The 19,494-nt window shown below is 60.7% G+C and carries 15 protein-coding genes; 9 read left to right on the forward strand and 6 right to left on the reverse strand.

Annotated elements, in window-relative coordinates:
• Positions 1-26: 26 nt before the first annotated feature.
• Both HMPREF3155_RS09775 and HMPREF3155_RS09780 read left to right on the forward strand, forming a co-directional pair.
• Positions 27-2,570 (forward strand): DEAD/DEAH box helicase, encoded by a 2,544-nt coding sequence (locus tag HMPREF3155_RS09775; RefSeq protein WP_070433302.1) that lies wholly within the window; start codon positions 27-29, stop codon positions 2,568-2,570.
• 105 nt (positions 2,571-2,675) lie between these two features.
• Positions 2,676-3,389, forward strand: coding sequence for a VIT1/CCC1 transporter family protein (locus HMPREF3155_RS09780; RefSeq protein ID WP_083281308.1), 714 nt, complete (start codon positions 2,676-2,678; stop codon positions 3,387-3,389).
• 61 nt (positions 3,390-3,450) lie between these two features.
• Here HMPREF3155_RS09780 and HMPREF3155_RS09785 read toward each other — a convergent pair whose 3' ends face one another.
• Together HMPREF3155_RS09785 and HMPREF3155_RS09790 are read right to left on the reverse strand one after the other, a co-directional pair.
• A complete protein-coding gene (locus HMPREF3155_RS09785; protein ID WP_062044182.1) occupies positions 3,451-3,975 on the reverse strand; it encodes an alkylhydroperoxidase, AhpD family in 525 nt (174 codons plus the stop codon).
• 122 nt (positions 3,976-4,097) lie between these two features.
• Positions 4,098-4,691 (reverse strand): peroxiredoxin, encoded by a 594-nt coding sequence (locus tag HMPREF3155_RS09790; RefSeq protein WP_070433213.1) that lies wholly within the window; start codon positions 4,689-4,691, stop codon positions 4,098-4,100.
• Positions 4,692-4,846: 155 nt separating this feature from the next.
• On the opposite strand from HMPREF3155_RS09790, the gene HMPREF3155_RS09795 reads away from it, so the two are divergent.
• Positions 4,847-5,794: a hydrogen peroxide-inducible genes activator gene (locus tag HMPREF3155_RS09795; protein ID WP_070433304.1), complete on the forward strand. Its 948-nt coding sequence runs from the start codon at positions 4,847-4,849 to the stop codon at positions 5,792-5,794.
• Positions 5,795-5,841: 47 nt separating this feature from the next.
• On the opposite strand, the gene HMPREF3155_RS09800 is transcribed toward HMPREF3155_RS09795, so the two are convergent.
• Complete coding sequence (locus HMPREF3155_RS09800) at positions 5,842-6,753, reverse strand: hypothetical protein (RefSeq protein ID WP_070433214.1); 912 nt, start codon at positions 6,751-6,753, stop codon at positions 5,842-5,844.
• Between the two features lie 103 nt (positions 6,754-6,856).
• On the opposite strand from HMPREF3155_RS09800, the gene hrpA reads away from it, so the two are divergent.
• Positions 6,857-10,753: an ATP-dependent RNA helicase HrpA gene (gene hrpA, locus HMPREF3155_RS09805; RefSeq protein WP_070433215.1), complete on the forward strand. Its 3,897-nt coding sequence runs from the start codon at positions 6,857-6,859 to the stop codon at positions 10,751-10,753.
• A gap of 88 nt (positions 10,754-10,841) precedes the next feature.
• Here the strand turns inward: hrpA and nrdR are convergent, their stop codons facing one another.
• Positions 10,842-11,300, reverse strand: a complete 459-nt coding sequence (gene nrdR, locus HMPREF3155_RS09810; RefSeq protein WP_061922995.1) for a transcriptional regulator NrdR — start codon at positions 11,298-11,300, stop codon at positions 10,842-10,844.
• 253 nt (positions 11,301-11,553) lie between these two features.
• Positions 11,554-11,949 carry a hypothetical protein gene (locus HMPREF3155_RS09815; protein ID WP_070433216.1) on the reverse strand — a complete coding sequence of 132 codons (396 nt, stop codon included), beginning with the start codon at positions 11,947-11,949 and terminating at the stop codon, positions 11,554-11,556.
• A gap of 307 nt (positions 11,950-12,256) precedes the next feature.
• Here HMPREF3155_RS09815 and lexA point away from each other — a divergent pair, with 307 nt between their 5' ends.
• Together lexA and HMPREF3155_RS09825 are read left to right on the forward strand one after the other, a co-directional pair.
• Entirely contained in the window at positions 12,257-12,976 is a 720-nt protein-coding gene (gene lexA / locus HMPREF3155_RS09820; RefSeq protein WP_061923001.1) for a transcriptional repressor LexA, read from the forward strand.
• A gap of 310 nt (positions 12,977-13,286) precedes the next feature.
• A complete protein-coding gene (locus tag HMPREF3155_RS09825; protein WP_061923004.1) occupies positions 13,287-14,072 on the forward strand; it encodes a DeoR/GlpR family DNA-binding transcription regulator in 786 nt (261 codons plus the stop codon).
• Between the two features lie 51 nt (positions 14,073-14,123).
• Here HMPREF3155_RS09825 and ptsP read toward each other — a convergent pair whose 3' ends face one another.
• Positions 14,124-15,809: a phosphoenolpyruvate--protein phosphotransferase gene (gene ptsP, locus HMPREF3155_RS09830; protein WP_070433217.1), complete on the reverse strand. Its 1,686-nt coding sequence runs from the start codon at positions 15,807-15,809 to the stop codon at positions 14,124-14,126.
• Between the two features lie 201 nt (positions 15,810-16,010).
• Between ptsP and HMPREF3155_RS09835 the strand changes: the two genes are divergently transcribed.
• From HMPREF3155_RS09835 to HMPREF3155_RS09845, 3 genes are read left to right on the forward strand one after another with little or no spacing between them, the layout of a single operon-like run.
• Positions 16,011-16,973, forward strand: coding sequence for a 1-phosphofructokinase family hexose kinase (locus tag HMPREF3155_RS09835; RefSeq protein WP_070433218.1), 963 nt, complete (start codon positions 16,011-16,013; stop codon positions 16,971-16,973).
• A 41-nt stretch (positions 16,974-17,014) separates the two neighbouring features.
• Complete coding sequence (locus tag HMPREF3155_RS09840; protein ID WP_070433219.1) at positions 17,015-19,120, forward strand: PTS fructose transporter subunit IIABC; 2,106 nt, start codon at positions 17,015-17,017, stop codon at positions 19,118-19,120.
• A gap of 51 nt (positions 19,121-19,171) precedes the next feature.
• A complete protein-coding gene (locus HMPREF3155_RS09845; protein ID WP_061923017.1) occupies positions 19,172-19,441 on the forward strand; it encodes an HPr family phosphocarrier protein in 270 nt (89 codons plus the stop codon).
• Positions 19,442-19,494: the final 53 nt, after the last annotated feature.

Consider the following 19,494-nt stretch of genomic DNA (forward strand, 5'->3'; position numbering starts at 1 on the left):
CGCCTTCATCCCCTAATGTGGAGAAGGTGAATCTTTCTCAGCTGCTGCCCGATCTCGCCGAAGTTCCTGATTCCCTCGTTGACGAGGCGATTTGGGATACCTTTACTAGCTGGACCACGCAGCGCGGCATTTCGCTGTACCCAGCCCAAGAGGAGGCCTCGCTGGGCATCCTCGCTGGCGATAACGTCATCCTTGCCACGCCCACGGGCTCCGGCAAGTCCATGGTGGCAAATGCCGCGCACTTCATCGCCTTGGCGCGTGGCCAGCGCAGTTTCTATACCGCGCCGATTAAGGCTTTGGTCTCCGAGAAGTTCTTCGCCCTGTGCGAGATCTTCGGCGCCGAGAACGTAGGCATGATGACGGGCGACGCCACGGTCAACGGCAATGCTCCCATCATCGCCGCCACGGCAGAAATTGTGGCGAACATTGCGCTTCGCGACGGCGCTGATGCTGCCATCGATCAGGTAGTCATGGACGAGTTCCACTACTACTCAGAGCCGGACCGCGGCTGGGCCTGGCAGGTGCCGCTGCTGGAGCTGCCGAAGACGCAATTCTTGCTGATGTCTGCCACCCTGGGCGATACCGGCTGGTTGGAAAAGGACTTAACCGAACGCACCGGCCGCGAGACCACGCTGGTGGCCGGCACCACCCGCCCGGTGCCGCTGGATTTCTCCTACGTGTTTACCCCGGTCCACGAGACCATCGAGGAAATCCTCTCCTCCGGTAAGGCGCCGGTCTATGTGGTGCACTTCTCCCAACGTGAGGCCGCCGAGCGCGCCCAAGCGCTGACTTCCCTATCTGGCATCATCACGCCGGAGGAAAAGGAAGCTATTGCCAAGGAGCTGGCGCACTTCCGTTTTTCCACCGCCTTCGGCCGCGACTTGTCCAAGCTTTTGCGTCGCGGCATCGGCGTCCACCACGCGGGTATGTTGCCGAAGTACCGCCGCCTCGTCGAGAAGCTTGCGCAGCAGGGGCTGCTTAAGGTCATCTGCGGAACCGACACCCTGGGCGTGGGCATCAACGTGCCGATTCGCACGGTGCTGATGACCGGACTGGCCAAGTTCGATGGTCAACGCCAACGCATTTTGAAGTCCCGCGAGTTCCACCAGATTGCCGGCCGCGCGGGCCGCGCGGGCTATGACACCGAGGGCACCGTCATCGTTGAGGCCCCAGAGCACGAGATCGAAAACGCCAAGGCGCGGCGTCGCCTCAGCAACGACCCGGCGCGGCTGAAGAAGCTTAAGAAGAAGTCCCCGCGCGATGGCGAGGTCTCGTGGTCGGAGAAGACCTTCGCCCGCCTGACCGAGGCCGAGCCGGAGCAGCTGACTTCGCAGTTCCGGGTCTCGAACTCGATGCTGCTCAACGTGCTCTCCCGCCACGGCAACGGGTACGAGCACATGAAGCACCTGCTGCGTACCAACCATGACACCCGTAGCAAGCAGAACCAGGACATCCTGACCGCCATCGAGCTCTTCCGCGGCCTGCTGAACTCCGGCGTGGTGCAAAAATCAACCAAGGGCCTGGACATCTACGGCCGGCCCTATCACTTGGTCCGCGAACTGCCTCGAGACTTCGCGCTGAACCAGCCGCTTGGGCCTTTTGCTCTCGCCGCACTCACGCTGCTGGACCCAGAGTCTGAGACTTACACCTTAGACGTCATTTCCGTTTTTGAGGCGATCCTCGATGACCCGCGCCAGGTGCTCGTGGCCCAGCAGAAGCAGCGCCGCGGCGAGGAAATTGCCGCGCTGAAGGCCGACGGCGTCGATTACACCGAGCGCATGGCCATCGTTGAGGACATCACCTGGCCAAAGCCACTGGAGGAGCTGCTCGAGCAGGCCTATGACACCTTCGCGGAGACCAACGCGTGGGTCAAGGAGTTTGAGCTGCGCCCGAAGTCCGTGGTCCGCGACATGTTGGAAAGCGCCATGACCTTCTCGGACCTGGTGTCCACCTACGGCTTGGCTCGCTCCGAGGGCGTTATCCTGCGCTACCTCACGGACGCCTGGCGCACGCTCAAGCAGTCCATCCCGGAGGAATACATGAGCGAGGAGCTTGCCGACGTCGTCGTTTGGCTCGGCGAGCTCATCCGCCAGGTGGATTCCTCCCTCGTGGACGAGTGGGCGCAGATGGCCGGCGAGGATTCGCCGATTTCCCAGGAGGACCTGGAGCGCGAGCTGGCCTTCGGCGTTGAGGACCCTTCTGCCCTAACGTCCAACCGCCGCGCGTTTAGCATCATGGTGCGCAATTATTTCTTCCGCTTGGTGCAGCTTTTCGCGCTCGAAAAAGAGGATCGGCTGGCCGAGCTTTTGGACTACCTGGACGAGGTCCCCGACTTCGGCGCTGTCCTCGACGACTACTTCGACGAATACGACGACATCGATTCCGGCCCCGCCGCCCGTGGCCCGGAGTTCTTCCGCGTTTCCGGCCAGGACACCCGCTTGTGGGAGGTACGCCAGGTAATCAAGGATCCTGAGGGCGATCACGGCTATCAGTTCGTTGGACGCGTGGATCTCGACGCCTCCGATGCAGCCGGCGAGGTGCGCCTAGCGGAGCTGCGTATCGAGCACTAGCTTAGGAAAGGGTCTGCTGCGCGCCGCCAGCGCAGCCTAACCATGCTAGACAAGCACTTTGACCTGCGACGACAATAAGAGTCGAAAGGACAAAAGGTGAAGACCATGGTTGATATGCTCCACCCCACCGACCCACACGCGGCAAGCCATAACTCGCGGCTCAATTCGCTACGCGCAACCGTGCTGGGCGCAAACGACGGCATCGTATCGGTCGCTGCGCTCTTGCTCGGCGTCGTTGGTTCTGGTGCCAGCGATCAAACAATCTTGACCGCTGGTCTTGCAGCCACGGTCTCCGGCGCGGTTTCCATGGCCTTGGGCGAATACGTCTCGGTGTCTGCGCAGCGCGACTCCGAGCGCGCACTCATTGCCAAAGAACGCTGGGAGCTCGCCGAGTTCCCCGAGCAGGAGCACGCCGAACTCACGGAGATGCTGGCGGGCTACGGCATGAGTGTGGAAACCGCGAGCCGCGCGGCCTACGAAATCGCCGATAATGACCCGCTCGATGCTCACCTGCGGCTGGAACTCGGCATCGACGGCGATGACCTCACCAACCCCTGGCATGCCGCATTTTGGTCAGCGGTCTCCTTCCTCGCCGGTGCATTGCTTCCGATGCTTGCCATCCTCATCGCACCTTCTGCCGCAGGCGGCTGGGCCGTCACCCTGGTTACGCTCCTAGCGCTTGCGCTTACCGGCTATATTTCCGCCCGCCTCGCCCGCACCAACTCCGCCCGCGCAGTCATCCGCCTGCTCATCGGCGGCGCCGCGGGTCTGGCCGTAACCTATGGAATCGGTACCTTGTTTGGGGTGGCCGTCGGCTAGCGCCGCGTTAAAACACCAAAAGGCTCGCACGATATTTCACCGTGCGAGCCTTTAAAGTGCTTTAGCGAGCAGCCTCAACCTGAATGGTCTGAGCGATAGCCTGGATAACGCCAGCGATCTTGACGCCCTCCCAGATCTGCTCCTTGGTCATGCCCTCTTCCTGCAGGGTCTTGGAGTGAGCAACCAGGCAGTGCTCGCAGCCGTTGATTGCGGAAACAACGGTGTTCCACAGCTCGAAGTTAGCCTTCTCCACGCCCGGCTTAGCGATGATGTTCATGCGCAGGCCGAACTTAACTTGAGCGTAGTCCTCGCCCAACCAGCCCTTGGCGCGGTATGCAACGTTGTTCATTGCCATGACGGTGGCAGCGCCCAGCGCGGCCTCGATAGCCTCAGCGGAAAGGTGTTCCTTTGCCTCTTCCATGATCTCGGAAAGAACGGTGTCGTTACGGGTTGCGGCAGCAGCAGCCAGCATGGAGCCCCACAGCTGCTCCTCGTTCAGCTCGGTGGAGCGAGCCAGGGTGCCCAGGTTCAGCTTCTGGTCCTTTGCGTACTCCGGAAGGGAAGACTTCAGGTTATCGATAGACATATCTTGTGCTCCTTAGCGTTTTTAATAAGTGTTTTTCAGAAGAAGTTCAAAGGAAAGCCCCTTCGGTTGCCCGAGGGGGCTTAGGCGTCACGCGTGACTGAGCACGCGCGGTTTAGTCGCCCTTAGAGAGCAGACTGAACGACGTCCATCTTGTTGATGTTCTTGGTTGGGTCATTAGCTTCCCAGTTGCAAGCGCAGACCTCTTCGGACTGCAGTGCGTCCAGAACGCGCAGAACCTCGTCAACGTTACGGCCGACAGCGTCCGGGGTAACGGAAACGAACTGGATAACGCCGTCTGGGTCGATGATGAAGGTTGCGCGGTCAGCAACACCGTCAGCGTTCTCAACACCGAGGGCGCGGATGAGGTCGTGGCGGATGTCAGAGAACATCGGGAAAGGAATTTCCTTCAGCTCTGGGTGGGTTGCGCGCCAGTTAAAGTGAGCGAACTCGTTATCGGTGGAGCCGCCGAGGATCTGGGTGTCGCGGTCCTGGAACTCCTCATCCAGCTTGCCGAAAGCAGCGATCTCGGTCGGGCAAACGAAGGTGAAGTCCTTCGGGTAGAAGAAGACGACCTTCCACTTGCCCTGGTACTTGTCCAGGGAAACCTGCTCGAAGTAATCCTCAGGCTGGTTAGCGTTAACGTCGTGCAGGTCGCCGCCCTTCAGTGCGGTGAGCTCGAACTCTGGGAACTTCTCGCCAACGGTCAAGATAGGCATATGAAAGACATCTCCTTAATAGATGTTGAATCAAATTTCTGGGCTGCGCATCTTCCAGCGCTTGTGGGGCCTTAAGCCCCGCCGCAGCCAAGTATGCCAACATCCGTTGCGCATGTCAATAGGAAATCCTATCGATGGATGTTAAAGTTATAGGCATGCACAATAAAGAGTACCGTCCCACACTCGCTCAGCTGCGAACATTCGTCACCATCGCGGAGAACAAACACTTCGGCACCGCCGCCGCAAAGCTGGAAATCTCCCAGCCTTCCCTCTCCCAAGCCCTCGTGGCCCTCGAACAGGGCCTTGGAATTCAACTCATCGAGCGCTCCACGCGCAAGGTAATAGTCACCGCCAACGGCGAAGAGCTCCTGCCCTACGCTAAAGCAACGCTCGAGGCCGCCGATGCGTTCCATGCCCATGCCCGCGGTGCCCACGGTACCCTCACTGGGCCGCTGACTATCGGCGTTATCCCCACCATCGCGCCATATATCCTGCCTACCCTGCTGCGGTCTATCACCGAGACCTACCCAGAACTCGAGCCGCGTTTTGTGGAGGAGCAGACGGAGCACCTTTTGGGCAAGCTGCGCGACGGCCAGTTAGATCTTGCCATCATCGCCCTGCCCTCCGAGGCCGCCGGCATGGTGGACGTGCCGCTGTACACGGAGGACTTCGTCGTGGTCACCGACAACAACGATGCCCTGGTAGGCCGCGAGGACCTCACCCTTGCAGAGCTAGATAGACTGAAGCTTTTGCTTCTCGACGACGGCCATTGCCTCCGCAATCAAGTCCTCGATCTGTGCCGCCGCGCGCATATCAACCCGTCCGAGGCCACCAACTCGGTTACTCGTGCATCCTCTTTGACCACGATTCTGCAGCTGGTCATGGGCGGATTGGGCGCAACACTTGTTCCGGAATCGGCGATTGCCACCGAGTGCACCAACCCGCACTTGCAGGTCTCACGCTTCGACCCAAGCGTTACCGCTGAGCGCAAGGTGGGCTTGGTCTTCCGCAGCTCCGCTGCTCGCGCCGAAGAATTCCGCAAGTTCGGTGCTCTGGTTACCGCTGCCTTCGAAGAAGCCCTGCAGCGCTCGCGCAACGTATAAAAAAATTCCTCGGCTCCTTGATTGGAACCGAGGATTTTCTTTTATCTTTAGGCCTGTACGTAGCGGCCAGCGCACTGGCGGAATAAGTGCGCCTCAGCCAGCAAGGAAACTGGAGCGAAGATGAAAAAGCCCAGACCAAGCGTGAAGATACAAGCGATACCCAGGCCGAACATCATCAGCGTATACAGCAGCAGCTGCATGTAGTTGGCCTTGCCCGCCATGAAGCCCTTCTTGATGGAATCGCCGATGGAGTCACCGTCAGCTGCGAACCATGGCATCAGCTTGTACAGCGGAGTGACCAGCCAGCCGATGATGACCATCACTGCCAGGATGCCGAAGACGGTGCCAGCAGCCGCCAGAGCTGCATCCTCGTCCTGAACGTCCGCGCTGGTGAGCGTGGCAAAGGCCGCGCCACCAAAGACCATGACGGCCAAAATCATGACCACGAAGGACACGAGGGCGATGATCAGCAGCATCAGGAAGGTATTGCCCCATCGTACGTCCTTACCGATGTAGGACCAGCCAGTCTTCAGATCATCAATCTGGAACAGCGCCAGACGCATGACGAACAAGGAGACCAGCAGGGAAATCACCTGCGTGATCACGTTGGAGAAGATATTGCCCGTGAACGCGGCGTTGCCGTCGCCGTTGGAGGCCAAGATGAATCCCACAACGGCACCGAAGATGCCGAATACAGCCAACATCAAAAGCGAACCCAAAATCCACAGCTGCCAGTTACTAAAGGCCGTGCGGAATGCCCAGCCGATAGCCTTCGTCGCAGAAACCGGGCCGTTGTAGCCCACGCCGCCCTGTGGCTGCTCGTCGTAGCCAGCGTTCCCGCCCGCGTTGTAGCTACCGTAGGAAGGCAAGCCGTAGTCAGGACGGTCCTCCGGGTGGTTGGTTGGCTCATAACGCGGGAAATCCTTGCCGTCGCCTGCAGATCCAAAAGGTGAAGACATCTTCAATCCCCTCTATTTAAATTCATTTTCTTTTTCCTTGATCGCACCCACCCTATCAACATTTCCCGCCGCTTACGACGACTAGTAGAATTCACAACCAGCTATGACGACTTCTTCAACGCCCACCCGCGACGAGCTTTACGCCGCTCTCGACGAGGTTTCTACCAAAGATGCCCGCGCTTTCCGACGCCGCCTTCGCAAGGCCCGCTCGCCCCAAGCCCTCACCGCAATCGGGGGCGATATCCAACAAGCCCGCGAGCGCGTCGCGCTAATCGACGCCGCCGTTCCCCCTATTTCCTACCCCGAGACCCTTCCGGTTTCCGGCCGCAAGGACGACATCGCAGAAGCCATCCGCGATAACCAGGTGGTCATCATCGCCGGCGAGACCGGCTCCGGTAAGACCACGCAGATCCCTAAGATCTGCCTCGAGCTAGGCCGTGGCCGCAAGGGGCTGATCGGCCATACCCAGCCGCGTCGTCTAGCCGCGCGCACCGTCGCCGAGCGTATCGCGCAGGAGATGGATCAGAAGATCGGCGAGTCCGTGGGCTACGCCATCCGTTTCGATGATCGCGTGTCTGCTACCACTGCCGTGAAACTAATGACGGACGGCATCCTGCTCGCGGAGATGCAGCGCGACCGCTTCCTGAATGCTTATGACACCATCATCATCGATGAGGCTCACGAGCGTTCCCTCAACATTGATTTCCTGCTGGGCTACTTAAAGCGCCTGCTGCCTAAGCGCCCGGATCTCAAGGTGATTATCACCTCCGCGACCATCGACCCAGAGCGCTTTGCCCAGCACTTCGCAGACGGTGAGGGAAAGCCCGCGCCCATCATCGAGGTCTCCGGGCGCACCTACCCGGTGGAAATTCGCTACCGGCCGCTCGAGTTCGAGGCTGGGGGCAAGGTCGTCGATCAAGATCCGCTAGACGGCCTGTGCGAGGCCATCGAGGAGCTCATGGCAGAAGGAGAAGGCGACATCCTCTGCTTCTTCCCCGGCGAGCGCGATATCCGCGACGCGCAAGAGGCCATCGAGGCGCGCAAGTGGCGCGGCGTTGAGGTCACCCCACTGTTTGGCCGCCTGTCCAACGACGAGCAGCACCGCGTCTTTTCCGAGCACCGCGGCCGCCGCATCGTGCTGTCCACTAACATCGCAGAGACCTCGCTGACGGTCCCGGGTATTCGATACGTGGTAGACACCGGCACCGCGCGTATCTCGCGCTATTCCACCCGCACCAAGGTCCAGCGCCTGCCCATCGAGCCAATTTCGCAGGCCAGCGCCAACCAGCGTTCCGGCCGCTGCGGCCGTGTTGCCGACGGCATTGCCATCCGCCTGTACTCCGAGCAGGACTTCGCCTCCCGCCCAGAATTTACCGACCCCGAAATCCTGCGTACCAACTTGGCCAGCGTCATCCTGCAGATGATTTCGCTGCGCCTAGGCGATATCTCGGAGTTCCCCTTCGTGCAGCCGCCGGAGAACAAGGCCATTCGCGATGGCCTGCTGCTCCTCCGCGAGCTCGGCGCCCTGCACTCGCAAGAGGAAAAAGACGGTCTTCCGGTTCTCACCGACATCGGCCGCGACCTTTCCCGCATCCCCGTCGACCCCCGTATGGCGCGCATGCTCGTCGAGGCCCACCGCTCCGGTTGCTTGGAAGACGTCATGGTCATCGTCGCGGCCATGACCATCCAAGACGTTCGCGAGCGCCCCCTCGAATACCAAGCGCAAGCCGACCAAGCCCACGCGCGCTTTAAGGACGCCTCCTCCGACTTCCTCGCCATGCTCAACCTGTGGGATTTCCTCAAGGACGCCCGCACCGAGATGAGCGGCAATGCCTTCCGCAAGCGCATGAAGAAGGAATTCCTGCACTACATGCGCATCCGCGAGTGGTTTGACTTGGTGCGCCAGCTTAGGGACGTCGCCAAGCAGCTCGGATGGAACCAGCAAGAAGCCACCGAACGCCGCCCCGATGACATCCATATGTCGCTTTTAGCGGGCCTTTTGTCCAACATCGGCGCGCGCGATGGCAACTCCAAGGAATTCCACGGTGCCCGCAATACTCGCTTCCTAGTCTTCCCAGGTTCCGCGCTGGCGAAGAAGCCGCCGGAATTTCTAATGGCCGCCGAACTCCTCGAAACCTCGCGCCTGTGGGCACGCGACGTTGCCGCCATCGACCCCGCGTGGGTGGAAAAGCTCGGCGCGGACCTGCTACGTCACAACTATTCCGATCCCGTGTGGTCGCGCAAGCGCGCCGCCGCCGTGGCCACACAGCGCTCGACGCTCTACGGCGTGCCCATCGTGGTAGACCGCACGGTGCCCTATCACCGCGTCGACCCGACGGCCGCACGCGACATGTTCATCCGCTCTGCGCTAATTGAAGGCGAGTGGAATACCCACCACCACTTCTTCCATGACAACGTGAAGAAGCTGGAAGAGGCCGCCGAGTTTGAGGACAAGGCGCGACGCCGGGGTCTGGTGGTTTCGGAGGACACTCTCTTCGATTTCTACGACACACGTATCCCCGCCAAAGTCACCACGGGCCGGCACTTCGACTCGTGGTGGAAGAAGCAGCGTCACAAGACCCCAGACCTGCTGGACTTCGACCCGGAAAAGCTTATCGAGGAAGACCACGACGTCACCGAGGAAGCCTTCCCGGACAGGTGGCTGAAGGGTTCGATTGACTATGACTTGAGCTATAAGTTCGAGCCCGGCGATCCCCTCGATGGCGTCACCTTGATGGTGCCCGTGCCGTTGCTTGCAGGGCTGGATACGGAGGGTTTCGACTGGCTGGTGCCGGGTCTGCGCCTGGAGTTGGTCACGGAGCTAATCCGTTCCCTGCCGAAGGCGTTGCGCCGCACCGTGGTTCCCGCACCGGAGTTCGCAGAGCGTGCCCTGCCGCGTCTGCTTCCTTATGAAGGCCCCCTGACGCAGCAGCTTGCCGACGTCCTCCGCGAGCTCGGCGGCCAAGGGATCAACGCTTCCGACTTCCGGCCTTCCAGCCTGCCGCCGCACCTGCAGATGAACTACGCTGCGGTGGATAAGCGCGGGAAGGTTATCGATTCTGACCGGGACCTCGCAGCGCTCGTGCAGCGCCAGGCGGGGCACATCAAGTCCTCAGTCTCGCGGGTCGGACGCAAGTCTGAGTCGAAGGCCGTCAAAGAGTGGACGCCGGAGACGCTCGGCACTATTGACGAGGAAGTCCAAACGGTGGTTGACGGCCATGAGGTCACCGCGTACCCCGCGCTCGTGGCAACCGCGGACGGCGTTTCCCTGAAGGTTCACCCCACCAAGGCCGCTGCCGACGCTGCTATGTTGACCACCACTCTGACGCTGCTCCTGCGGGAGATTAACGTCAATCACCAACAGATGGTCAAGGGGCTGCCCTTGCAGCAGCGAGTGGCTGTCGACGCCTACCCGCACGGCGGCGCCGAAGGCCTCGTCGGCGATGCGCGGGTGGCTGCCATACGCGATCTCATGGTCGAAGCCGGCGGTGCGCCTCGGTCGCCGGAGGGCTTCGCCAAGCTTCGCGACGTCGTCAAGCCCCAGGTGCCTGGCCGCGTCCGACAATCCGTGGTGGCAATCGCACCAGGGCTTGCCGAGTATGCGAACCTGCGCGCCGAGCTCAAACAATGGGAAGGCCCTGCCATTGACGATATGCGCGAGCAGCTGAAGTTCCTGCTTCCCGAAAACGCCATCACCTTGCATGGCATGGCTCACCTGCGCCATCTGCCGCGCTACGTACAGGCTATGCGGATTCGTCTAGATGAGATGGGAATAGACCCGGACAAAGACGCGGACCGGCAGGCCGAAGTCGACGAGGCCAAAGCGTACCTCAACAATCGCCTGCGCAACCTGCCCGCCGGACGCGCCAAAACCCGCGAGGTCAAGGACATCTACTGGATGGTCGAGGAACTACGCGTCTCACTTTTTGCTCAGCGCCTCGGCACCGCGCACCCGGTATCCTTGCGCCGCATCCAAAAGGCGGTGGACAAGCTCCGCTAATCACCACGCTGTCTAGCTCCAAACACGGCCATACGCCGTTCGTCGGCATCCGCAAACGAGCACCAGCCCTCGGCTGGCACTGCGGCTCTTAAAAGTTATCGCGGTCGCGGCGGCGCATCAGGCGAATTTCGGATTCGAAATCGTCGGCGCTTTCGAAGGACTTGTAAACGGACGCGAAGCGCAGGTAGGCCACCTCATCAAGGTCACGCAGCGGCTCGAGGATTGCAAGGCCAATGTCGTTGGCGTTGACCTGGGAGGAGCCGTGGCTGCGCACGGTCTCCTCTACTTCTTGGGCGAGCTTTTTCAAAGCGTCATCGCTGACGTCGCGTCCCTGGCAAGCGCGACGGACGCCGCGGATTAGCTTGTCGCGGCTGAACGGCTCCGCCAGACCGTTGCGCTTAACCACCAAAAGAACCGCTTTTTCCACCGTGGTGAAACGGCCTTTGCAGGAGGCGCACTCGCGCCGACGGCGGATGGCGGTGCCGGCGTCGACTACACGAGAGTCGATGACTCGCGACTGTTCATAATGACAAAACGGGCAGTACACCGCACGGTTCCTTTCACTTTCACGTCATCCACCTCCCACACGTGGAAGGCAGGCGTTAAGACCGCATTTAGTGTACTGCCCAAACAACTGGGGATGCCATTTTCCGGCCGGCATCCAAGCCGAGTGATTACTTTCCCACACCAACAGCGCCGCACGCCCACAGAACCGCACGCCAAGGGCTCCGCCTAGCCAAACGCGCGACGCCAAACGCGCGACGGCAGCTAACGCGCGACGGGCTAGCGTGCAGCGGCGGCTAGTGCGTAACGCCTGCCTGGACCACTTGGGTGTTCTCAGTGTGGACAGCACCAGTGTCAGCAGTCAATCCTCCGAATACAGTTCCGACGAACACGGCTGCACCAAAGACAGCGCCCAACAGATAATTCGCACGATTCGACTGCGCACGCGAATATTCTGGCTCGCCATGACCAGCGGCTTCAGCATTCGCGCAGCGGCGGATAGGGGCACCGTATGTTCGATTATCCACGCTAAGAGTTCGAACATCGTGGGGTGTTGTGGCTACCCCAGCGCGACGGACATCGTAGACATCTGCATCCCAAACAGAGGCTGCCGGCACGACGCGAGCGCGGTACGCGCGGCGAGCGTTAGTGGAAGTAACATGGGTGGAAGCGGTGTTGAGAGCGATAGCCATTGTGAGATCCTCCAGTGTTTGTACGTTGCGATTAACTGATGGTTGCAGAGTACTTTTCTGCTGCGACACGTTCGAAAAGTTCCATCGCTAATCCGTTCGAATTAGTTGCTATGTTCGATTTATAACAACTTTTCGAAAGTTTGTCCACACCTCCGGCAAATTTCTCGAACATTTGTCCCCCACGTGGTAGAAAAGAAGGGAGGTTTTTCGAAAATTCGAGCAACCCAAGTTCGAACAACCCAAGTTCGAACAACCCAAGCCGCGACGGAAGCCGCGCGGCAACTTCCAACCCCGCCGAGGAGAAACCGTGCCACGCAAGCCAGCTAAAAATTCCGCTAAGCCCGACATCAACTCCCTTTCGCCGCGTCAACGCCGCATCCTCGACGTCATTCACGACGCAGTCATGCTCCGCGGTTACCCGCCAAGCATCCGCGAAATCGGCGACGCTGCCGGCCTCCAGTCCACCTCTTCCGTGGCCTATCAGCTCAAGCAACTAGAAGAAAAAGGCTTCCTACGCCGCGACCCAAACAAGCCCCGCGCCGTCGACGTACGCCACCTCAATGAGGAAGAGCCCAAGAAGCCAGGACGCAAGGCCTCACCCAAGGAAGAACCGCAGCAGCCTGTCGACGCCACCCCAGAGGACGCTTCCGCAGTTTCCTATATTCCGGTGGTCGGCCGCATTGCCGCAGGTTCGCCGATTACCGCCGAAGAAAACATCGACACCTACTTCCCCATGCCTGATGACGTAGTTGGCAACGGCGAGCTATACATGCTCCAGGTTGTGGGAGACTCCATGCAGGACGCAGGCATCCTCAACGGTGACTGGGTTATCGTTCGTTCGCAGTCGGTGGCCGAGGAAGGCGAGTTTGTCGCCGCGCTTCTCGACGGCGAGGAAGCCACCGTCAAGGAATTCCACCGGGATTCCTCGGGCGTGTGGCTCCTGCCCCACAACGATGCTTACTCCCCAATCAAGGGTGACGATGCAGAAATCATGGGCAAGGTAGTTTCTGTATTCCGCAAGCTCTAATCACCCACTTCTGTTGCTTCAACGCCGGCCAACGGTTGCCCGAAAATACCCCCTTTTATGCGTAATTTTCCGGTTGTCCATTGGCCGGCGTTTAATGTCACATTTTGCAAATCTGCAGCTAAAGAAAATTTCGGCGATCGCATGCAAGATTGGCGATATGTGAAACTCTTTGTTTCGTTCCGATTCGTAGGGATTTCTGGAAAACTAGAGGCAAGCCAGTATCATTCCGGCAACAGCTTCCGCTTTACCCCCAAGAATCGGAGGTTGTCTAGCCCCAACCCCGTTCCTGGGCAGACCTTTGGAGGACCCTATGTACGCAGAGGAGCGTCGCCGTCAGATCGCCTCCCTCACCGCAGTTGAGGGACGCGTCAACGTCACCGAGCTTTCCGAGCGCTTCGACGTCACCGCTGAAACCATTCGTCGCGATCTCGCGGTTCTAGACCGCGAAGGCGTTGTACACCGCGTGCATGGCGGCGCTGTGGCCTCTCAGTCCTTCCAAACCGCAGAGCTGACCCTCGACACCCGGCAGCGTTCCGCTACCGGCGCCAAGATTGCCATCGCACGCGCCGCCATGCAGTTCCTCCCAGACGCCGGCGGCAGCGTCTTCCTCGACGCGGGTACCACCACCAATGCCCTGGCAGACCTCATCGGCCAACAATTCGCCGCAGGGCAATTTTCGATAGTTTCCAATAGCTTGCCCATCTCGCTTTCCTTGGCAAGCAACGGCGTTCCCGACGTTCAGCTGCTCGGCGGCACCGTCCGCGCCATCACCCAGGCAGTCGTGGGCGATACTGCACTGCGTACCATGGCGCTCATGCGTGCCGACGTTGCCTTCATCGGCACCAATGCGCTCACCCTCGACCACGGCCTGTCTACCGCAGATTCCCAAGAGGCAGCCATCAAGTCCGCCTTTGTCACCAACGCCCACAAGGTCGTGGTCCTCTGCGATTCCTCAAAACTCGGTAACGATTATTTGGTCAGCTTCGCCTCCATCGCGGATATCGACGTCGTCATCACCGATTCCGCCGCACCAGAAAGCTTCATCGAGGCGCTTCGCGAGCGCGAAATCGAAGTAGTCATCGCCGCCGATAAGTAGCATCGGCACATACAAAAATAGCCCCGCAAAAAGCGGGGCTATCGTTATGTTTTAGAACTCGTCCAACAAAGCGAGCGCTGCCGCTCGAGCTTCGGATGGACCCTCGGCGTTGATGGCGGCGTCGGCAAGCTTTTGGCACTGCTCGAATGTCAGCTCCGCAAGCTGGGCGCCCACGCCGGCGACAGCCGTGGAAGCCGCCGACAGGGAGTTCACGCCCAAGCCAGTCAGCACGCAGGCAAGCAGCGGATCCGCTGCCGCCTCGCCGCATACGCCAACCGGAACATCGTTATCCTGGCCCACCACGCAGGTGTGCTGGATAAGGCGCAGCACTGCCGGCTGCCATGGGTCAGTAAGATATGCCAGCTGCGGGGAAAGACGATCCGCCGCCATGGTGTACTGCGTCAAGTCATTGGTACCAATGGAGACGAAGTCTAGATGCGGCATGATGGTATCGGCCATCAAAGCCGCTGCGGGAACCTCAATCATGGCGCCCGCAGTAAGGCCACGCTCGCGACAAAGACCCGCGAACCACTTCGCCTCAACGGCGGTAGCGACCATCGGCGCCATAACCCACGTCGGGGCATCGTCGCCACGGTCTGCGGAAGCCTTCGCAATGGCATCCAGCTGGCGAGTCAACAGCGCCTCGTTATCGCGCGCGATACGCAGACCACGCACGCCAAGCGCAGGGTTTTCCTCGGAAGACAGGGTGGCATAAGAAATCGGCTTATCTGAACCCGCATCCAAGGTGCGAACAACCACCTTGGAAGACGGGAAGGCGTTAAAGACCTTCCCATAGATGCGCGCCTGCTCATCCACCGTCGGCTCCTCGCTCGCCGAGAGAAAGGAAAGCTCAGTGCGGTAGAGACCAATGCCCTCCGCCTGGGAATCCGACGCGATACGCGCCGCGTTTCCGTCCGCGACGTTGGCCAAAAGCTGCACGCGATGGCCATCTTTAGTTTGCGCCGGGCCACGCCACTGCGCCACTCGCGCAGCCTTCTCGCGGTATTCCTCTACCGCCCGCAAAGACTCCTCGCGGTCTGCACCCAAGTTCACCGCGCCAATAGAGCCGTCCACGAACATGAGCGTGCCGGCCTCAATGTCACGCAGCTCCGCACCCACGGCAACGATGCATGGAATATCCAGCTGGCGGGCGATAATCGCCGTATGGCTCGTTGGGCCACCGAGCTCGGTGACCAATGCCTTGATGTGTGCGGTGTCGAGGGTTGCGGTATCGGCGGGCGCGAGGTCATCAGCAAGCAGCACTGCTTCCCCGTTGACCATCGGCAGACCTGGCTCCTGCTCGCCACGCAGCTGCGCAATAACGCGGTCGCGCACGTCCTTTAGGTCCGTCGTGCGCTCGGCCATCACGCCGCCTGCTGCTTCAAACATGGTGACAAACTTCTCAGTCGCGCTCGCGGTTGCGTACTCCGCCGGCCGGCCTGCACGGATGGACTTGCGCACCGCTTTGTGCCAGCCGCGGTCCTTGACCATGCCGGCGGTAGCGCCCAGCACCTCAGCCGCCTGGCCTTCTGCGCCGGCCGCACGCTGTTCGAGGCGGCTTGCCACGATATCGACGGCCTCTAGGAAGCGGTCATACTCGCCGTCGCGCTTTTCTTCGTCGATTAGCTCCCCAGCAGTGGGCAGTTCTGGACGAGGACGCACCCACACGGCCTCGGCGTAGGCGACACCGGCGACGACGCCAGTACCCTTGATGGTTGATTGAGATTCGTTTTCCATCACACATTCCTTCGGGAGGGGATTTGCTCTCCCCCTAGATCATCACAGATCGGGCGAAAAAGCAACGAATACCACACTCTTTTGATTGACTTTCGGGCATAACCAGACAACAATCAACAGGGAGCAGAAATCTGCGCTCGACCACCGTCCAGCTAGCTTTCTCCCAATATACGCAAACTGCGAAAGGGACGAGTCTCCACAATGATTCTCACACTGACCCCCAACCCCAGTATTGACGCCACCCTAAACCTCCAAGAAGCCATCAATCCGGGCGCAGTTCACCGCGCCAGCCAGGTTTCTCAGGTCGCAGGCGGCAAAGGCGTCAACGTCACGCACGCGGTGCACCTTGCCGGCGAGAAATCCGTCGCTCTTCTGCCCGCACGCAAGGGTGATCACTTCCTTACCTTGATGGAAGACGGCAACATTCCCTTCGATGCTGTATCTATGCCCAGTTCCGTCCGAACCAACACCACCATCACCGAGCCAGGTGGCCGCACCACCAAGGTCAACGGCCCGGGCCCTGAGCTCGACGAGACAGTCCAGTCTGCCATTGCCTCCTCGCTGGCCGCGCTTTCCATCGGCGCGGAATGGGTGGTGCTTGCGGGTTCCCTGCCCAAGGGCGTTCCCACGCATTGGTACGCCACGCTTGTCGACGCCATCCGCTCCGCCGCGCCCCAAGCACGCATCGCCGTCGACACTTCCGACGCCCCGATGGTCGCCCTTGCAGAGCGCCTCAACGAGTCCGCGCCGAATCTAATCAAGCCCAATGGGCTTGAGCTCGGCCAGCTCACCGATACTGACGGAACTGCACTCGAGGCGGCCGCGGAACAGGGCGACTACTCAGGCGTCGTCGAAGCCGCGCGCGTAGTGGTTGGCCGCGGCGTCGATGAGGTTCTCGTCACTTTGGGCGGTGCTGGCGCAGTTCTCGTTACTGCAGATGGCGCTTGGGCTGCTACCCCACCTCCCACGGCTGTCGCATCCACCGTCGGCGCGGGTGATTCCGCACTTGCGGGCTATATTTTGGCCCGCCGCGCAGGGAAGGACTTTGCGGAAGCTTTGCGCCAATCCGTGGCCTACGGTTCTGCCGCTGCGGCTCTGCCCGGCACCCAGCTACCAAAGCCTGCACAAGTCAATATCGCAGAAACCAAAGTTTTAACCCTATAACCGCGTTTAACTACAACTCTGATCATTAAAGGAGTGTCCTCATGGCATCCAATCTCATCACGACAGACTTGGTCGCGTTGGACGCCGATTTCGGCGACAGTGTCGAATCTGTCATCACAAACCTTGCCACCCTGGTGCACGAGACGGGGCGCGCGACCTCCGTCGAGGGTCTCGCCCAACCGGCCATCGACCGCGAGGCCAAGGCTGGCACCGGCGTGCCCGGAGGCGTTGCTATTCCACACTGCCGCTCTGAGGTCGTCACCGAGCCAACGCTGGCCTTCGCGCGACTTTCCCGCGGCGTCGATTTCTCCGGTCCTGACGGTGACGCCCACTTGGTCTTCCTCATCGCTGCCCCCGCCGGTGGCGGTAAGGCACACCTAAAGATCCTTTCCAAGTTGGCCCGCGCGCTGGTAAAGAAGGACTTCCTCGAGGCGCTGCGTACTGCGGCGACCAAGGAGGAAATCGTCAAGCTGGTGCTGGATGTGGTCAACGCGGAAAAGCCCAAGAAACCCGCGAATTCTACTTCCGCGGCGTCAACTTCCACCGCTACGGCGGCGTCCGCTACCGCAACACCAACTACCGAGAACGCAGCCACCAACATCGTCGCGGTCACCGCCTGCCCCACCGGCATCGCACATACCTACATGGCTGCCGACGCCCTGACCCAAACCGCAGCAGAGCGCACCGACATAAACCTCACCGTCGAGACCCAAGGCTCCTCGAATAACGCCTCCGTCTCGCAATCGGTGATCGACGCCGCTGACGCCGTCATTTTCGCCACCGACGTCGGAGTGCGCGAACGTGAACGCTTCGCCGGCAAGCCCGTCATCGAATCCGGCGTCAAGCGCGCCATCAACGAGCCCGGCGTCATGCTCGATGAGGCCGTCGCCGCCGCCAAGAACCCGAATGCGCGGCGCGTGGCGGGAACGGCGGCATCGGAAAGCGCGTCCGGAAGCGCATCAGGCAGCGGAGAAGAAGGTGAAGCACTCGGCTGGGGCAAGCGCATCCAGCAGGCGATCATGACCGGCGTGTCCTACATGGTGCCTTTCGTCGCCGCAGGCGGCCTTTTGCTCGCCCTCGGCTTCCTCTTCGGCGGCTACGACATGGCCAACGGTTGGCAGGCGATTTCCACCAACTACTCGTTGACCAACCTGCCCGGCCACCAAGTTGAGGTCGACGGCGAGATGATGAGCTTCGACCGCTCCGGCTTGCTGCTCTATATCGGTGCGGTGCTCTTTGCCATCGGCCAAGCAGCCATGGGCTTTATCGTTGCGGCACTGTCGGGCTATATCGCCTTCGCATTTGCCGGCCGTCCGGGAATCGCTCCTGGTTTCGCCGGCGGCGCCATCGCCGTCGCCCTCGGCGCGGGCTTCATCGGTGGCCTGGTCACTGGTCTTATCGCGGGACTCATCGCCATGTGGATCGGCAACTGGAAGGTCCCGCGCTGGATCGGTTCCCTGATGCCGGTTGTCATCATTCCGCTGCTGACCAGCCTTATCACAGGTCTGTTGATGTACCTGCTGCTCGGCGCTCCGCTGGCCGCAATTATGGAAGGCCTGCAGAACTGGCTTTCTTCCATGTCCGGCTCGTCCGCCGTGCTGCTGGGCATCATCCTCGGTCTGATGATGTGCTTCGACCTGGGCGGCCCCGTCAACAAGGCGGCCTATCTCTTTGCCACCGCCGGCCTTTCCACTGGTGACCAGGCCTCCATGGAGATCATGGCCGCCGTCATGGCCTCCGGCATGGTTCCGCCGATTGCGCTATCGATTGCGACCTTCCTGCGCAAGAACCTGTTTACCCCGGCGGAGCAGGAAAACGGCAAGTCCGCGTGGCTACTCGGCCTCTCCTTCGTCTCGGAGGGCGCCATCCCATTCGCTGCCGCTGACCCGCTGCGCGTCATCCCGGCGATGATGCTCGGTGGCGCCACCACCGGTGCACTGTCGATGGCCCTGAGCGTCGGTTCGCGTGCCCCACACGGCGGCATCTTTGTCTTCTTCGCCATCGACCCGGCCTGGGCTTATGTCCTGGCTATCGCGGCGGGCGTCGTGGTTTCCGCGCTGGCGGTCATCGCGCTGAAGCAGTTCTGGCCGAACAAGACCGTCGAGGAAGCAGCCGCCAAGGCGGAGGCTGCCAAGGCCGCGGCATAACGCGTACACTTGTAGACACGAAATCTCACATAATCGAAAGGACTTATCATCATGGCATCTAAGACCGTAAAGGTTGGCTCTTCCGTCGGACTGCACGCACGTCCTGCGTCCATCATCGCAGACGCTGCAGAGGCTTATGACGAAGACATTCTGCTGACCCTCGTCGGCAGCGATGACGACGAAGAGACCGACGCAGCTTCCTCCCTGATGATCATGGCCCTGGGCGCTGAGCAGGGTGACGAAGTTACCGTTACCTCCGAGAACGCAGAAGCAGTCGAGAAGATCGCCGCTCTCATCGAGCAGGACCTCGACGCTTCCTAGCGTTAGCGTTAAAAGACTTCCGAGCTTTAAAGCTTGGGAGTCTTTTTTAAGTT

It is taken from the genome of Corynebacterium sp. HMSC06D04, assembly GCF_001807315.1.
Taxonomy (GTDB): domain Bacteria; phylum Actinomycetota; class Actinomycetes; order Mycobacteriales; family Mycobacteriaceae; genus Corynebacterium; species Corynebacterium simulans.

What these genes read in the sequence shown, in the direction of transcription:
- HMPREF3155_RS09815 (WP_070433216.1), bottom strand. Translation starts at nt 11,949, where the DNA reads ATGGCTATCGCTCTCAACACCGCTTCCACCCATGTTACTTCCACTAAC.
- HMPREF3155_RS09785 (WP_062044182.1), bottom strand. Translation starts at nt 3,975, where the DNA reads ATGTCTATCGATAACCTGAAGTCTTCCCTTCCGGAGTACGCAAAGGAC.
- HMPREF3155_RS09780 (WP_083281308.1), top strand. Translation starts at nt 2,676, where the DNA reads ATGGTTGATATGCTCCACCCCACCGACCCACACGCGGCAAGCCATAAC.
- HMPREF3155_RS09790 (WP_070433213.1), bottom strand. Translation starts at nt 4,691, where the DNA reads ATGCCTATCTTGACCGTTGGCGAGAAGTTCCCAGAGTTCGAGCTCACC.
- HMPREF3155_RS09825 (WP_061923004.1), top strand. Translation starts at nt 13,287, where the DNA reads ATGTACGCAGAGGAGCGTCGCCGTCAGATCGCCTCCCTCACCGCAGTT.
- ptsP (WP_070433217.1), bottom strand. Translation starts at nt 15,809, where the DNA reads ATGGAAAACGAATCTCAATCAACCATCAAGGGTACTGGCGTCGTCGCC.
- HMPREF3155_RS09800 (WP_070433214.1), bottom strand. Translation starts at nt 6,753, where the DNA reads ATGTCTTCACCTTTTGGATCTGCAGGCGACGGCAAGGATTTCCCGCGT.
- HMPREF3155_RS09795 (WP_070433304.1), top strand. Translation starts at nt 4,847, where the DNA reads ATGCACAATAAAGAGTACCGTCCCACACTCGCTCAGCTGCGAACATTC.
- HMPREF3155_RS09840 (WP_070433219.1), top strand. Translation starts at nt 17,015, where the DNA reads ATGGCATCCAATCTCATCACGACAGACTTGGTCGCGTTGGACGCCGAT.
- HMPREF3155_RS09835 (WP_070433218.1), top strand. Translation starts at nt 16,011, where the DNA reads ATGATTCTCACACTGACCCCCAACCCCAGTATTGACGCCACCCTAAAC.
- HMPREF3155_RS09845 (WP_061923017.1), top strand. Translation starts at nt 19,172, where the DNA reads ATGGCATCTAAGACCGTAAAGGTTGGCTCTTCCGTCGGACTGCACGCA.
- hrpA (WP_070433215.1), top strand. Translation starts at nt 6,857, where the DNA reads ATGACGACTTCTTCAACGCCCACCCGCGACGAGCTTTACGCCGCTCTC.